General features: G+C 58.2%; 15 protein-coding genes. 4 read left to right on the forward strand and 11 right to left on the reverse strand.

Translation table 11 applies throughout. The annotated features are described in order from the left end of the window. Positions 1–42 precede the first annotated feature (42 nt). The 7 genes from ACR0DH_RS04805 to ACR0DH_RS04835 form a co-directional block, all read right to left on the reverse strand. On the reverse strand, positions 43–2,244 hold the full coding sequence (locus tag ACR0DH_RS04805) for a 3-hydroxyacyl-CoA dehydrogenase NAD-binding domain-containing protein (RefSeq protein WP_480547535.1): 2,202 nt from the start codon (positions 2,242–2,244) through the stop codon (positions 43–45). Next, positions 2,237–2,725: a cupin domain-containing protein gene (locus tag ACR0DH_RS04810; protein WP_480547537.1), complete on the reverse strand. Its 489-nt coding sequence runs from the start codon at positions 2,723–2,725 to the stop codon at positions 2,237–2,239. The genes ACR0DH_RS04805 and ACR0DH_RS04810 overlap by 8 nt, the downstream gene beginning before the upstream one ends. Further along, entirely contained in the window at positions 2,725–3,936 is a 1,212-nt protein-coding gene (locus ACR0DH_RS04815) for an acetyl-CoA C-acetyltransferase (protein WP_480547539.1), read from the reverse strand. The genes ACR0DH_RS04810 and ACR0DH_RS04815 overlap by 1 nt, the downstream gene beginning before the upstream one ends. Positions 3,937–3,947: 11 nt before the next feature. Next, positions 3,948–4,586 (reverse strand): glutathione S-transferase family protein, encoded by a 639-nt coding sequence (locus ACR0DH_RS04820; RefSeq protein ID WP_480547541.1) that lies wholly within the window; start codon positions 4,584–4,586, stop codon positions 3,948–3,950. 113 nt (positions 4,587–4,699) lie between these two features. Beyond that, positions 4,700–6,481 (reverse strand): acyl-CoA dehydrogenase C-terminal domain-containing protein, encoded by a 1,782-nt coding sequence (locus ACR0DH_RS04825; RefSeq protein WP_480547543.1) that lies wholly within the window; start codon positions 6,479–6,481, stop codon positions 4,700–4,702. Between the two features lie 45 nt (positions 6,482–6,526). Beyond that, entirely contained in the window at positions 6,527–6,928 is a 402-nt protein-coding gene (locus ACR0DH_RS04830) for a MerR family transcriptional regulator (RefSeq protein ID WP_170532003.1), read from the reverse strand. Positions 6,929–7,193: 265 nt separating this feature from the next. Further along, positions 7,194–7,562, reverse strand: coding sequence for a MerR family transcriptional regulator (locus tag ACR0DH_RS04835; protein WP_170532005.1), 369 nt, complete (start codon positions 7,560–7,562; stop codon positions 7,194–7,196). A 113-nt stretch (positions 7,563–7,675) separates the two neighbouring features. Here ACR0DH_RS04835 and ACR0DH_RS04840 point away from each other — a divergent pair, with 113 nt between their 5' ends. The 3 genes from ACR0DH_RS04840 to ACR0DH_RS04850 are packed head-to-tail and all read left to right on the forward strand — an operon-like array spanning position 7,676 to position 9,934. After that, positions 7,676–8,095: a PaaI family thioesterase gene (locus ACR0DH_RS04840; protein ID WP_480547545.1), complete on the forward strand. Its 420-nt coding sequence runs from the start codon at positions 7,676–7,678 to the stop codon at positions 8,093–8,095. Between the two features lies 1 nt (position 8,096). After that, the gene (locus tag ACR0DH_RS04845; RefSeq protein ID WP_480547547.1) at positions 8,097–8,615 is read left to right on the forward strand and encodes a PaaI family thioesterase; all 519 of its coding nucleotides are present in this window, start codon (positions 8,097–8,099) and stop codon (positions 8,613–8,615) included. A 2-nt stretch (positions 8,616–8,617) separates the two neighbouring features. Beyond that, complete coding sequence (locus ACR0DH_RS04850; RefSeq protein WP_480547549.1) at positions 8,618–9,934, forward strand: MATE family efflux transporter; 1,317 nt, start codon at positions 8,618–8,620, stop codon at positions 9,932–9,934. On the opposite strand, the gene arsC is transcribed toward ACR0DH_RS04850, so the two are convergent. Genes arsC through ACR0DH_RS04870 form a run of 4 tightly spaced genes read right to left on the reverse strand, consistent with a single transcriptional unit; the run spans position 9,931 to position 12,090 of the window. Further along, positions 9,931–10,272 carry an arsenate reductase (glutaredoxin) gene (gene arsC / locus ACR0DH_RS04855; RefSeq protein WP_480547551.1) on the reverse strand — a complete coding sequence of 114 codons (342 nt, stop codon included), beginning with the start codon at positions 10,270–10,272 and terminating at the stop codon, positions 9,931–9,933. The two genes, ACR0DH_RS04850 and arsC, sit on opposite strands and share 4 nt — an antisense overlap. Further along, positions 10,269–11,327 carry a quinone-dependent dihydroorotate dehydrogenase gene (locus ACR0DH_RS04860; RefSeq protein ID WP_480547553.1) on the reverse strand — a complete coding sequence of 353 codons (1,059 nt, stop codon included), beginning with the start codon at positions 11,325–11,327 and terminating at the stop codon, positions 10,269–10,271. The genes arsC and ACR0DH_RS04860 overlap by 4 nt, the downstream gene beginning before the upstream one ends. Further along, positions 11,324–11,755 carry a DUF1330 domain-containing protein gene (locus ACR0DH_RS04865; protein ID WP_480547555.1) on the reverse strand — a complete coding sequence of 144 codons (432 nt, stop codon included), beginning with the start codon at positions 11,753–11,755 and terminating at the stop codon, positions 11,324–11,326. The genes ACR0DH_RS04860 and ACR0DH_RS04865 overlap by 4 nt, the downstream gene beginning before the upstream one ends. Next, the gene (locus tag ACR0DH_RS04870; protein WP_480547557.1) at positions 11,752–12,090 is read right to left on the reverse strand and encodes a DUF952 domain-containing protein; all 339 of its coding nucleotides are present in this window, start codon (positions 12,088–12,090) and stop codon (positions 11,752–11,754) included. Before ACR0DH_RS04870 ends, ACR0DH_RS04865 begins: the two co-directional genes overlap by 4 nt. Positions 12,091–12,199: 109 nt before the next feature. Here ACR0DH_RS04870 and ACR0DH_RS04875 point away from each other — a divergent pair, with 109 nt between their 5' ends. Further along, complete coding sequence (locus ACR0DH_RS04875) at positions 12,200–13,783, forward strand: bifunctional metallophosphatase/5'-nucleotidase (RefSeq protein WP_480547559.1); 1,584 nt, start codon at positions 12,200–12,202, stop codon at positions 13,781–13,783. The last annotated feature ends 22 nt before the right edge of the window (positions 13,784–13,805 follow it).

Here is a 13,805-nt window from a genome sequence, read left to right on the forward strand (position 1 = left end):
GACAGATACAGGCGCGGAATTCCGCGCCTGTATCTTTATTGGTTAAGCTGCTTTTGCTTCGGGGTTGAAGCGGGCGTAGAAGGTCTGACCTTTTTCCGCCATTTCACGCAGCAAAGGCGGGCAGGCAAAGCGTTCGCCATAGGCTTTGGTCAACTGGTCGCAGCGCTCGGCCGCGTAAGGCGTGCCGATGATGTCCAACCAGCTGAGCGGGCCGCCCGACCATGGCGCAAAGCCCCAGGCCAGGATGGCGCCAACATCGCCTTCGCGGATGTCTTCCAGAACACCTTCTTCCAGCGCGCGGACCGCTTCGAGAACCTGGGCGAACATCAGACGCTCTTGCACTTCGATCAGGTCGGGCTGATCTTCGGAATGCGGGTATTTCTCGGCCAGACCTTTCCAGTATTCTACGCGTTTTCCTTTTTCGTCATAGTCGAAGAAGCCTGCGTTCGCCTTACGGCCCAAGCGACCCTCTTCTTCCATCCAAAAGATTAGATCGTCGCCCGGGTTTTCAGGGTAGGCATCGCCCATCGCTGCCTTGGTGGCACGCGCGATCTTGGCCCCCAGATCAATCGAGGTTTCATCATTCAGCTGGATCGGCCCGACGGGGAAGCCCAACTGACGTGCCGCATTGTCGATCAGAACGGGGCTGACGCCCTCGGTGATCATCCGCAGACCTTCGTTGATATAGGGAATGATGCAGCGGTTGGCGTAGAAAAAGCGCGCATCGTTGACCACGATGGGCGTCTTGCGGATCTGGCGCACGTAGTCCAGCGCCTTGGCAACCGCGCGATCGCCAGTTTCCTTGCCTTTGATGATTTCAACCAGGAACATCTTCTCCACCGGTGAGAAGAAGTGGATGCCAATGAACTGCTCGGGCCGGACGGAGGCTTTCGCCAGATCGGTGATCGGTAGGGTCGAGGTGTTCGAGGCAAAAATGCAATCCTCGGGGATGATTGCCTCGACCTTCTTGGTCATCTCAGCCTTGACGCCGGGGTCTTCGAACACGGCCTCGATGATCAGATCACAGCCTTTGAGGTGATCCAGATCAGGGGTCGCGGTGATGCGCGCCAGCATGGCTTCTTTTTTCTCAGCCGTGACCTTGCCGCGCTTCATGCCCTTGTCGAGATAGCTCTCAGTGTAAGCCTTGCCCTTGTCCGCAGCTTCCTGGTCGCGGTCGACCAGCACCACTTCCATACCGGCCTGAGCCGACACCAGCGCGATGCCTGCACCCATCATGCCTGCACCCAGAACGCCGATTTTCTTGACGCACTGATCTGGCACATCCTTCGGACGTACTGCACCTTTCTCCAGCGCTTCCTTGTTCAGGAACAGCGACCGGATCATGGCCGAGGACGAGGGGTTCATCAGCACATTGGTGAACCAGCGCGCTTCGATCTTCAGGGCGGTATCGAAGTCAACCAACGCACCTTCGTAGATCGAGCTCAGCAGCGCCTTGGCCGCCGGAAATGCGCCTTGAGTTTTGCCATGCACCATGGCGTTTGCGCCGACAAAGGTCATGAAGCCAGCCGGGTGATAAGGCGCGCCTCCAGGCATTTTGTAGCCCTTCGCGTCCCAAGGTTTCACCAGGTCGGCATCCTTGGCGTTCAGAACCCATTCTTTCGCTGCCGCGACTGGGTCGTCCGATACGGCATCGACCAGCTGCGCACCTTTGGCTTTGGCCGGATCCATCATCTTGCCTTCCAGCAGGACAGGGGCCGCCGCCATCGCACCAACCATACGGCTGTAGCGCATGGTGCCGCCGCCGCCGGGGAAGATGCCCAGCAGAATTTCTGGCAGGCCGATCTTGGATTTGGGGTTGGTGGTCATGACGCGGTGGTGACAGGCCAGCGCGATCTCAGTCCCGATCCCGGCACAGGTGCCATTGATGGCACAGGCCACGGGCTTACCGCCTTTTTTGGTTTTGAAGTCCATGCCTGCCAGTTCCAGCTTGCGCAGGATGTGGTGGCCGCCCATGACGAAATCAAACAGGGCCTGTGCCGGTTCGTCCCCGGCTTCCTGACGGATAGTCGCCAGTGTGCTTAGGTCCATGCCACCGGCAAAGGATCCTTCCTTACCGCTGGTGATCACGATGCCTTTGACTTCGTCATCTTCCAGAGCTTGATCAACCAGAGCGCTGACCAGCTGGAACGCCTCACGTGTCATGACGTTCATGGATTTGCCCTGAGCGTCCCAGGTGATGAATGCGACGCCGTCTGCGTCTTTGGTCAGAGTGAAATCAGTCATTGTCATCTCCAATCTGGTCTGCCGTCAGCGGGCTGCCATCTTTGCGGGTAAAGCGAAAGCCGTCGGCATCAAACTTCACCATCATGTCTATGTCGCTGTAATAGCCGGTCTCGGTCGGGGTCCGTGTGCCCACCACCAGAAAGGTCGCGGGCGCATCGGTTTTGTTCACAAGGTGATGGCCGTTGGCCTCACCTGCAGGCCAGGCGGCGCAGTCACCGGGCAGCATCTGGTGTTCGCCATCATCATCGATCAGCACGCATTCGCCGCTGAGCATGATGGCAAACTCGTCCTGCTCCATATGGTAATGGCGCAATGAAGACAGGCCCTCCGGCTCCAACCGCACGATGTTGACGCCATATTGGGACAGTCCTCCGGCATCTCCGACAGGCTGGACAAAGCGTCCATCGCCAGCCTTTGCCAGCTTGCCGGGATAACCCGAACCACCCCGAAACGGGATTTGAGAAAGGTCCAGCTTGGGCATCAGACCCGCTCGATAATGGTTGCCGCACCCATGCCGGACGCGATGCAGAGCGTGGCCAGACCGGTTTCTTTGTCCTGACGCTCCAACTCATCCAGCAGCGTACCGATAATCATCGCGCCGGTTGCACCCAGCGGATGACCCATCGCGATCGAACCGCCATTGACGTTTACCAGCGCCGGGTCGACATCGAACGCCTGCTGGAAGCGCAGCACGACCGAGGCGAAGGCTTCGTTCACTTCGAACAGGTCCAGATCGCCGATCTTCATGCCGTTGTCGGCCAGGATCTTCTCGGTCACCGGAACTGGGCCCGTCAGCATGATGGTCGGGTCGGTGCCGATCTTCGCGGTCGCCTTGATACGGGCGCGCGGCTTGAGACCGTATTTCTCACCGAATTCCTTGTTGCCGATCAGAACAGCAGCCGAACCGTCCACGATGCCCGAGCTGTTGCCCGCGTGGTGGATGTGGTTGATCCGCTCCAGATGCGGGTATTTCAACATCGCGACTTTGTCGAAGCCGGGCATCTGCTCGCCCATCATCTGGAAGGACGGGTTTAACGCGCCGAGGCTTTGCATGTCGGTACCGGGGCGCATGTATTCGTCACGATCCAGAATGGTCATGCCGTTCTGGTCTTTGATGGTGATGACCGACTTCTCGAACCGGTTGTCTTCCCAAGCCTCAGCCGCGCGTTTCTGAGACTCAACGGCCAGCGCATCGGCATCGTCGCGGGTGAACCCATACTCGGTTGCGATGATGTCGGCCGAGATGCCCTGCGGTACGAAATAGGTGTCCATTGCCAGCGTCGGGTCTACGGCAATCGCAGCACCGTCACTGCCCATGGCCACGCGGCCCATCATCTCAACACCACCAGCGATATAGGCTTCGCCCGCGCCGCCTTTGACCTGGTTCGCGGCCAGGTTCACGGCTTCCATGCCCGAGGCGCAGAAGCGGTTGATCGCCAGACCGGGGATCGACTGATCGAGGTCAGAGGCCAGAACTGCTGAGCGCGCCAGACAGCCGCCTTGCTCCATCACTTGCGTAACGTTGCCCCAGATCACATCCTCAACGGCGTGGCCTTCGAGGTTGTTGCGTTCCTTGATCGCGTTCAGGGTCAGGGCGGACAGGCGCACCGAGGTTACCTCGTGCAGGCTGCCATCCTTGCGACCCTTGCCGCGCGGTGTGCGCAGGGCGTCATAAATGTAAGCTTCGGTCATGGGTCTTCTCCTTAAGCTCGATCCGACGGGTTGCCGGGCATCAGGTCATAGGGGTGTTTCCAGCCGGGCTGCTCGGACAGGCGAGTTAGCCAGGCATCGATATTGGGCCAGTCGGCACGGTCAAAGCCGAATGGTTCGGGATAGTAGAGGTAGCCGCAGCAGCTGAGATCGGCGTTGGTCACGCCGTCCCCAACAATCCAGTCGCGGCCCTCGAGGTGGGTGTTCAGAACATCGTAGGCCGCCTTCAGACGACCTTGGTTGAAGGCAATCACATCGGCATTGCGGTGTTCTTCGGGGAGGAAGTTGATCAGAAAGCGGGTCATCCCCGCCATTGAGCTGAGCTTGTGATTGTCCCACAGCACCCAACGCAGAATGTCGTAGTTCTCTTCCCGCGTCTTCCCGCCGAACTTGCCGGATTTCTCGGTGACATAAGCCTGAATTGCGCCAGACTGTGAGGTTTTGAAATCACCGTCGATCAGGAAGGGCGCTTCGCCCATTACATTGACGTCCGAGCGGAACTCGGGGCTGCGGGTGACGCCTTTGAAGAAATCGACAAAGACCGGCTCCCACTCAAGGCCAGACATTTCCAGCGCCAAAGCAGCTTTGTACGAATTGCCGCTTTCACCGAAGCAGTGCAGTTTTATGGTCATGCGAGCGCCCCTCCCAAGGCATGTTGCACGTTATTCTGATCCGTTCCCCGAGCAATCCGACGGAGCTTGGGGTCATCTGGTCCTCGGGTCAGAGCCCAAGGACCAGATTGAGATCAGAAGTTCACCGCGTCCAGTGCCATTACAGTGTCGGCGCCGGTCTGGATGCGGGCCAGATGCATGGCGGTCGCGGGCAGGCGGCGGGCCATGTAGAAACGACCGGTGTTGATCTTGGTCTCGTAGAACTCTTTGTCCGAGGCCCCACCGTCCAGCGCATCTTGAGCAGCCTTCGCCATCTGCGCCCACATCAGGCCCAGGCAAACATGACCGAACATGTGCATGAAGTCATAAGACCCAGACAGCGCGTTGTTCGGATTTTTCATGCCCTCCTGCATGAAGTACATGCCAGCGGCCTGCAGATCCTTGGACGCGGCTTTCAGCGGTTCGATGAAGGCTTTGTCATAGGCTTCGTTCTGGCCTGCGTTTTCCTTGCAGAAGGATTTGACCATATCGAAGAACGCCATGACGTGTTTACCGCCATCCTGCGCCAGTTTCCGGCCCACAAGATCCAGCGCTTGAACGCCGTTTGCGCCTTCGTAGATCATCGCGATACGGGCATCGCGGGTATATTGCGACATGCCCCATTCTTCGATGTAGCCATGGCCGCCATAGACCTGCTGCGCCTGAACGGTCATGTCGTAACCTTCGTCCGTCAGGAAGCCCTTGATGACCGGGGTCAGCAGCGAGATCAGCCCGTCCGCATCTTTGTCACCTGAACGGTGCGCCTTGTCGATCATGGTCGCGCCCCACAAGATGAACGCACGCGCGCCCTCAGTGAAGCTTTTCTGATCCATCAGGTTGCGGCGGATGTCGGGGTGAACGATCAGCGGATCGGCGGGGCCGTCCGGGTTCTTCACACCGGTTACGTCGCGGCCCTGAAGGCGGTCTTTGGCGTATTCCACAGCGTTCTGATACGCAGCTTCGGCCTGCGACAAGCCTTGCATGCCCACACCCAGACGCGCTTCGTTCATCATGGTGAACATGGCGCGCATGCCTTTGTGCTCCTCGCCCAGCAGCCAGCCGGTGGCTTCGTCATAGTTCATGACGCAGGTCGAGTTGCCGTGGATGCCCATCTTTTCTTCGATCTTGCCGACCGAAACACCGTTGCGCTCACCCGGAGTGCCGTCTTCGTTCACTATGAATTTCGGCACGATGAACAGCGATACGCCCTTGATCCCCTCGGGGCCACCGGGGATTTTGGCCAAGACCAGATGGATGACGTTATCGGCCATGTCGTGATCGCCCGCCGAGATAAAGATCTTCTGGCCGGAAATCTTGTAGCTGCCGTCGCCCTTAGCTTCCGCCTTGGTGCGCATCAGGCCCAGATCGGTGCCGCAATGCGGTTCGGTCAGGTTCATGGTGCCGGTCCATTCGCAGCTTACCATGTTGGGCAGATAGGTGTTTTTCTGCTCTTCCGACCCATGGGCCAAAATAGCCGAGGCCGCGCCATGGGTCAGGCCTTGATACATCACAAACGCCTGGTTTGCGCCCGAGAACATCTCACCTACTGCGGTGCCGATGACATAAGGCATGTTCTGGCCGCCATACTCTTCCGGCATGTCGAGGCCAGTCCAGCCACCTTCCTTTACTTGCTCGAAGGCGTCTTTGAACCCGGTGGGCGTGTACACAATCCCGTTTTCCAACCGGCATCCTTCGGTGTCACCCACCACGTTCAACGGATGCAAAACATTGGTGGCAACCTTGCCGGCTTCTTCCAGAACGGCGCCGGTAAACTCGGCTTCCAGTTCGTCATAGCCGGGGATATCCGACTGCGAGACTTTCAGAACGTCGTGCAGGATGAACTGCGTGTCTTTGGTTGGCGCGTTGTAAACGGGCATGTGAAGCTCCCTTAATTCAGATGTCCGGGTGATAGGCGGTCGATGTTACTCGGCCGCCTTCTTGTCTTGTTTCATTGAAGAGATGACTTTCTCTCCCCAACGCAATTGTTCTTTCAGATCGTCAATCGCCTGCGTTAGCTCTTCGCGGCGTGATTCCATGTCGGCGAGACGTTCACACGCAATCTCGTAGGTGCGCGACATCTGGGTCAGCTGTTGATCACCCACATGGTACAAATCCAGAAGTTGCCGAATTTCTTCCAGGCTAAAGCCGAACCGCTTCCCACGCAGGATCAGTTTCAGCCGCGCGCGGTCGCGTTTGGTGAACAAGCGTTTCTGACCCTCGCGGATCGGGAACAGCAGTTCTTTGGCTTCGTAGAACCGCAAAGTACGCGGCGTGACATCATAGGTCCCGCACATCTCGCGGATGGTCATAAGATCTTCGGTCATTCGTCATACTCTCGTCACTGGTGTCATGAGACACGAGTTGCGTAGTCGTCGTCTGCTTTACAACATGAGAATGACGTTTACGTAATCCCGACGCTGCGTCACTTCAAAGTTGACGTAACATCCAAACACGTAAAGGCGCTGGATCGCAATTTTATTTCCGTAGCGTCAGGCCGGAATCGGACCGATGGGGCCGACAAACCGAATGTGATCCTGACATGCGGACCACGTCTTTAGGCGCAACAGATCGATTCAAGGGCGGCGAAATTCAGGAAATGGAATTCGCAGTTTGATCCCTTAACTGTTTGAGCGCATCCATCGCTTCATCCAGTTGTTTGCGTTGTTGACGCAGCTCATCCATCTGTCGGTCGGCCATTTCAACAAAGGCCGCCATCTGTGCCTGATTGCCCTGATCTTCATAGATCAGCAGCCACTGGCGAATTTCTTCCAAAGGGAAACCAAACTTCCGACCGCGCATGATCAGCGTCATCCGGGCGCATTCGCGAGGGCCGTAAAATCGGGACCGCCCTTCACGGTCTGGCTGCAACAGCTCGATATACTCGTAGTAACGCAGGGTGCGCGGTGTCACGTCGAATTCCGCACACATCTCTTTGAATGACAAACGGTTGTCGGACATTCCTGGTCTCCTCCACGGCAACCTACGTCCTTGCCACGTCAAGCGCAACAGGTGGGCTTGCCCTTTGCAATTTCTACGGATCATAAAGGGGCGTCACGATAGGAAGTTAGCAAATGGTCGACAAGACAGTTCTAGCCCGCCAGTTTATCGAAGCGATCCCCCATGCGCGGGCCATCGGATTGGAGTTGACCCAGATTGGTGCGGGTGAGGCCGAAATTACCATGCCTTACAATACAGACCTGATTGGCGACCCCAGAACAGGAGTGATTCACGGGGGGGCAATTTCGACCATTTTGGACACTTGTTGCGGTGCCGCGGTCATGAGCCATCCGTCCTCGCCCGGTGGGACAGCAACGATCAACCTGAGGATCGACTACATGCGCGCAGCGACTCCGGGCCAGACGATCACCGCGCGGGCCAGCTGCTATCACATCACTCGCAATGTGGCGTTTGTGCGTACAACGGCCATGGATGATGATCACGACCGACCTGTAGCAACCGCTTCGGGCTCGTTCACGGTTGAGGGCAAATAACATGGCCAGAACCCGCCCTGAGCCGATGCAGGTGGTCAAGCAACGCCGCGATGGCGCCTTGCGCGCGTTGATCGACGGCGTGCCTTACATCCGCTTCTTGAACATAAGTTTTGATCGCAGGGGCGATGAGCTGACCGGCGTTCTGAACTTCGATGAGAAACTGATTGGAAACCCGTTCCTTCCTGCTATTCACGGCGGTGTAACGGCCGCGTTTCTCGAGGTCACAGCCGTGATCACGCTGAGTTGGGAGTACATGTTTTCCGAAATCGAAAGCGGTGAAATCGATGCTGAGGCCATCGTGACCGACGAAAACATCCGCTTTCCGAAGACTATCGATTTCACCGTCGACTATCTGCGGTCAGGCCTGCCACGGGATGCCTATGCGCGCGCCTTCGTCAATCGGGCCGGTCGACGCTATGCCTCGGTCCGGGTCGAGGCCTGGCAAGACAACCATGCCAAACTGTTTGCGCAAGCGACCGGGCATTTCTTGATGCCGCAGCCAGCCCAGGATAAGGGCTGATCATGACAGATGCCTCGGCGCCCATAACGCATGGGCGGGTGCTGAAAATTGCCATTCCCATTGTGCTGTCCAATGCAACTGTGCCTATTCTGGGTGCGGTAGATACCGGCGTGGTGGGTCAGATGGGCGCTGCCGCTCCGATCGGAGCCGTCGGTATCGGTGCGGTGATCCTGTCTGCGATTTACTGGATTTTCGGGTTCCTGCGGATGGGCACGACCGGCCTTGCCGCACAGGCGCGCGGGGCAGGGGACAGTGAGGAGATGCGCGCGCTGCTGATCCGCGGGCTGATGCTGGGCGGGGCTGCGGGGTTTGTTTTCATATTGGGGCAGGTCGCAATTTTCAGCGGTGCGTTTCTGCTGTCACCAGCCAGTCCCGAGGTCGAAACCCTTGCTCGCACCTATCTTGAGATCCGAATCTGGGGCGCTCCCGCGACGATAGCTCTTTATGCAGTCACAGGCTGGCTGATCGCGGTTGAGCGTACGCGGGGCGTGTTTATTCTGCAAATCTGGATGAACGGGCTCAATATCGTTCTGGATCTGTGGTTCGTCCTGGGGCTGGGCTGGGGTGTCGAAGGTGTGGCGATTGCCACTCTGATCGCGGAATGGACAGGGTTGGCGCTGGGCCTGTGGCTCTGCCGCGATGGATTTCGAGACCGCATCTGGCGGGATTGGCCCCGCATCTTTGATGCCGTGCGTTTGCGCCGGATGTTGCAAGTGAACAGCGATATCATGATCCGATCCATCCTGTTGACCGGGTCTTTTACCACCTTTCTGTTTGTTGGCTCGGATTTGGGGGACGTCAATCTAGCAGCCAATCAAGTGCTTTTGCAATTTCTGGAGATCACCGCCTTTGCATTGGATGGCTTTGCCTTTTCGGCCGAGGCGCTGGTCGGCAGTGCCGTGGGCGCGCGGGATCGGTATCAGGTGCGGCGAGCCTCGGTCATGGCGTCGCAATGGGGCGTTGGGGGCGCTGTTCTGCTGGGTGCGGTATTCTTTCTGGCTGGCCCTGCCCTGATCGACCTGATGTCCACATCACCCGAGGTGCGGCAAGCGGGGCGCGAGTTCCTGTTCTGGGCTGCCGTTGCGCCGGTGATCGGTGTCGCCAGTTGGATGTTCGATGGCATCTATATTGGTGCGACTTGGACACGGGCGATGCGTAACGCGATGCTGCAATCTGTGGCGATCTATGTTGTTGCCCTGTTCATTCTGGTTCCGGCGTTCGGCAATCATGGGCTTTGGGCCGCGCTGATGGTGTTGAACCTTGCACGCGGCGCGACCATGGGCTGGCGCTACCCCCGGCTTGAGGCGCAGGTTGCCTAGAGCAAATCCAGCAGGTTCTCGGGCGGACGACCAAGTGCGGCTTTGCCTTCGGCAATAGCCAGCGGGCGTTCGATCAGGATCGGATGATCTGCCATGGCCTGAATCAAATCCGCATCTGGTGCATCTTTCGACAGGCCCAGTTCCCTGAACAGCCGCTCTCCCGTGCGCATCATCTGAATAGCGGGCACGCCCAGCAATGCCTGCGCCTTGAGCAGCGTGTCTACTGAGGGCGCATCCTCCAGGTATTTCCGAACCTGAACCTCTGCGCCGCGCTCTTCCAACAAGGCCAGACCCATGCGGGATTTCGAACAGCGCGGGTTATGCCAATATTCAATCACAACCAATCCCCTCGTTTGCTGCCCACAGCTTGCGCCACGGTGTCAAACCCGTCTTGAGCCAATAACGTATCCAGACCCTGTGCGATCTCGGCCGCCAAAGACAGGCCGCCATAGACCATGGCTGTGTAAAGCTGCACGGCGGATGCCCCGGCGCAAATCTTGGCATAGGCCTGTTCTGCCGTGCTGACCCCGCCTACGCCAATCAGGGGCAGATTGCCCTCGGTCAGTTGGCTTAGCTTTGCTAGTACACGCGTTGATTTCTCGAATAACGGCGCGCCTGACAGGCCGCCTTGTTCAGACTTATGCGCGCTACGTAACCCTTCACGGGACAGCGTGGTATTGGTGGCGATAACCGCATCCACGCCCGTCTCGACAGCCACGTCTGCAATGTCTTGCAACTCGGATTCCGTCAGATCTGGTGCGATCTTCAGGAAGATAGGCAGCGGCTGGGGCAGCGCGTCGCGCGTTTCGATCACGCCGCCCAGCAACGCGCCAAGCGCTGCTTTCCCTTGCAGGTCCCGCAGCTTTTCAGTGTTGGGGGAGGATACATTTACGGTGGCAAAATCCAGATGTGCGGCACAATGGGCGAGTACTTTGGCAAAGTCACCGGGCCGGTCGTCGCTGTCTTTGTTTGCCCCCAGATTCAGGCCAATCACCGCATCCGCGGGGCGGGCGGCGAGCCGCTGGGCCATAACCTCCATGCCTTCATTGTTGAAGCCAAAGCGATTGATGGCGGCACTATCCTCGGTTAGCCGAAAGAGACGTGGCTTAGGGTTCCCAGGTTGCGGGCGTGGGGTCACTGCGCCCACTTCGATAAATCCAAACCCGGCGCGCGACAGCGGGGTCAGGACCTCTCCGTTCTTGTCAAACCCAGCGGCCAGACCAACGGGGTTGGGCAGGCGCAAGCCGGCGATTTCCGTCTCCAGCCGCGCAGACGTCACCGGCCCCGGCATCGGGGCCAGCCCGGCCTTTAGCGCTTTGATCGACAGGCTATGCGCCGTTTCGGGATCAAATCGATGCAGCGCGGCAAGGCCCAGTTTTTCGGTCAGTTTCATCCGAACGCAGCCCCACCTTTGGCCGCACCACATCGGATCAGGCGCGAGGTTTCAAAGGCGGCCTGGCGATGCACCACGGCCTTTTGATAGATCGGGTCGGTCACCATTTCCAGAAACGCATGGGCCGAGGGGTAGCGGGCGATGAACACTTCATCCCATGCCTCGTCCTGAGGTCCGATCAAGGTGGCCTGAAACGCCCCACGCCACAGGATTGACGCACCCAGTCTGGCGATAATCGGGGCCGTCTCAGCCCCGTAGTTGCGATAGGCTTGCGCCACGGTCAGACCAGCAGCGGCCAGTTCATGATCCGCTGGGTAAGCAGCGGTGGGGCGAAACTTGACAAGGTTCAACATCTCAATCGGCTCATTCCGATCCAGCGCTTTGAAAGCGTCGAACTGTTCGCGCTGGGGATCGATGTAGGCGGTCATGCCATCTCCTCAGGGAATAGATGGGTTTGGCCATCAAAGGGCAGGGGCCGCGACCAGAGCACATCACTCATCCTGATCTGGCGGTAGAGGTGCGGAAACAGCGCCCCACCGCGCGAGACCTCCCACTTCAGGTCATCCCCCATCGCATCCCCGTCGCACGCCAGCAAGGTAAGACCGTCGATAGCGGCAAAATGCTTGGCCGCTGTTTCGGCAGCCTGCTCTGCCGTCGAGAAATGCACAAATCCATCCGCCACATCGATTGGTGCACCGTCCGAGGCGCCCTCGGCCTGTAACTGAGCCCATTCATCGGCCCGAAATATTTTGTAAATCAGCATGCCTCGGGTGATGCCCCGCTCGGAACGGGGAATCAAGTCAGATTTGCCCCTTTGACTCTTCGTCGCCATCAGCGCACGATCTGGTCAAACAACGATAGGGAGTATTCGTATGTTGACCCGTTTCATGGCCTCCGTTGCCGTACTGGGGCTGACCGCTGGGATTGCGGCTGCCGACTATAAACTGACGATTTTACACACAAACGATATCCACAGCCGTATTGAGTCGATCAACAAATACGATTCGACCTGTGACGCGGAAGGTGAAGCCGAAGGCAAGTGTTTTGGCGGCGTTGCACGACTGAAGACTATTCTGGATGCAAAGCGCGCAGACATGGCGGATGAGAATGTTTTGGTTCTGGACGCAGGCGATCCGTTCCAAGGCTCGCTGTTCTACACCACCTATAAAGGTGCGGCAGAGGCCGAGTTCATGGAGGCGATCGGTTATGACGTGATGGCCGTCGGCAACCACGAGTTTGACGACGGTCCCGAAGGCCTTGCTGCGTTCATTGATGCGGTCAGCTTCCCTGTGATTTCGGGTAACCTGGATTTGTCGACATCGGCTGAACTCAAGGACAAGGTGGAAAACCATGTGGTTCTTGAGGTTGGCGGCCAGAAGATCGGTATCATTTCCGCGCTGGCAACCGACACGGTCGACACCTCGAGCCCCGGCAAGGATGTGGTATTCCAGGATGAGATCGAAAGCCTAAAGGCCGATGTTGCCGCGCTGCAGGATGAGGGTGTCAACATCATCATCGCGCTGAACCACGTGGGTCTGGCCAAAGACCTAGAGATTGCCGCGCAGGTGCCGGGCCTGGATCTGGTGGTTGGCGGTCACTCGCACACATTGTTGTCCAACACGAACGAAGACGCGGCTGGCCCCTACCCGATGATGGTGGGCGATGTCCCGGTCGTACAAGCCTATGCCTATTCGAAATATCTGGGTGAGGTCACGCTGACTTTTGACGATGACGGCAACCTAATCTCGGCAGAGGGTGAACCCATCCTGCTGGACGCATCTGTTACGCCGGATGCAGACATTGCCGCGCGCGTCGCCGAAATGGGTGCCCCGATCGAAGAGATGAAGCAACGCGTGGTTGCTGAAACCGGCGCAGCCGTTGAAGGTTCGCGCGATATCTGCCGCATACAGGAATGTGAGATGGGCAATCTGGTTGCCGACGCAATGCTGGCCCGTGTCGCTGATCAAGGCGCTCAGATCGCCATCGCAAACTCGGGCGGCCTGCGCGCTTCGATTGACGAAGGTGAGGTCACCATGGGTGAGGTTCTGACGGTTCTACCGTTCCAGAACACCCTTTCGACCTTTGAAATCAGCGGTCAGGGCGTGATTGATGCGTTGGAAAACGGTGTGAGCCAAGTGGAAGAAGTCAAAGGCCGCTTCCCTCAGGTTGCCGGACTGAGCTTCACCTGGGACGCATCGGTTGCCCCGAACGAAGGCCGCATCACCGAAGTGATGGTGGCAGAGGGTGACGGGTTCGTGCCGATTGATCCCGCAGCGACTTATCTGGTCGTGACCAACAACTACGTGCGTAACGGTGGTGACGGGTACAAGATGTTCGAAGGTGACGACAAGAACGCCTATGATTTTGGCCCTGATCTGGCGGATGTGACGGCCGAATACCTGGCTGAAAACGCGCCCTACCAACCGTATGTAGACGGGCGTATCAAGCAGAAATAACGCCCTGCAAAAGATTAAGAAG

The organism is Ruegeria sp. I1 (assembly GCF_056532675.1).

What these genes read in the sequence shown, in the direction of transcription:
- ACR0DH_RS04805 (WP_480547535.1), bottom strand. Translation starts at nt 2,244, where the DNA reads ATGACTGATTTCACTCTGACCAAAGACGCAGACGGCGTCGCATTCATC.
- ACR0DH_RS04810 (WP_480547537.1), bottom strand. Translation starts at nt 2,725, where the DNA reads ATGCCCAAGCTGGACCTTTCTCAAATCCCGTTTCGGGGTGGTTCGGGT.
- ACR0DH_RS04815 (WP_480547539.1), bottom strand. Translation starts at nt 3,936, where the DNA reads ATGACCGAAGCTTACATTTATGACGCCCTGCGCACACCGCGCGGCAAG.
- ACR0DH_RS04820 (WP_480547541.1), bottom strand. Translation starts at nt 4,586, where the DNA reads ATGACCATAAAACTGCACTGCTTCGGTGAAAGCGGCAATTCGTACAAA.
- ACR0DH_RS04825 (WP_480547543.1), bottom strand. Translation starts at nt 6,481, where the DNA reads ATGCCCGTTTACAACGCGCCAACCAAAGACACGCAGTTCATCCTGCAC.
- ACR0DH_RS04830 (WP_170532003.1), bottom strand. Translation starts at nt 6,928, where the DNA reads ATGACCGAAGATCTTATGACCATCCGCGAGATGTGCGGGACCTATGAT.
- ACR0DH_RS04835 (WP_170532005.1), bottom strand. Translation starts at nt 7,562, where the DNA reads ATGTCCGACAACCGTTTGTCATTCAAAGAGATGTGTGCGGAATTCGAC.
- ACR0DH_RS04840 (WP_480547545.1), top strand. Translation starts at nt 7,676, where the DNA reads ATGGTCGACAAGACAGTTCTAGCCCGCCAGTTTATCGAAGCGATCCCC.
- ACR0DH_RS04845 (WP_480547547.1), top strand. Translation starts at nt 8,097, where the DNA reads ATGGCCAGAACCCGCCCTGAGCCGATGCAGGTGGTCAAGCAACGCCGC.
- ACR0DH_RS04850 (WP_480547549.1), top strand. Translation starts at nt 8,618, where the DNA reads ATGACAGATGCCTCGGCGCCCATAACGCATGGGCGGGTGCTGAAAATT.
- ACR0DH_RS04860 (WP_480547553.1), bottom strand. Translation starts at nt 11,327, where the DNA reads ATGAAACTGACCGAAAAACTGGGCCTTGCCGCGCTGCATCGATTTGAT.
- ACR0DH_RS04865 (WP_480547555.1), bottom strand. Translation starts at nt 11,755, where the DNA reads ATGACCGCCTACATCGATCCCCAGCGCGAACAGTTCGACGCTTTCAAA.
- ACR0DH_RS04870 (WP_480547557.1), bottom strand. Translation starts at nt 12,090, where the DNA reads ATGCTGATTTACAAAATATTTCGGGCCGATGAATGGGCTCAGTTACAG.
- ACR0DH_RS04875 (WP_480547559.1), top strand. Translation starts at nt 12,200, where the DNA reads ATGTTGACCCGTTTCATGGCCTCCGTTGCCGTACTGGGGCTGACCGCT.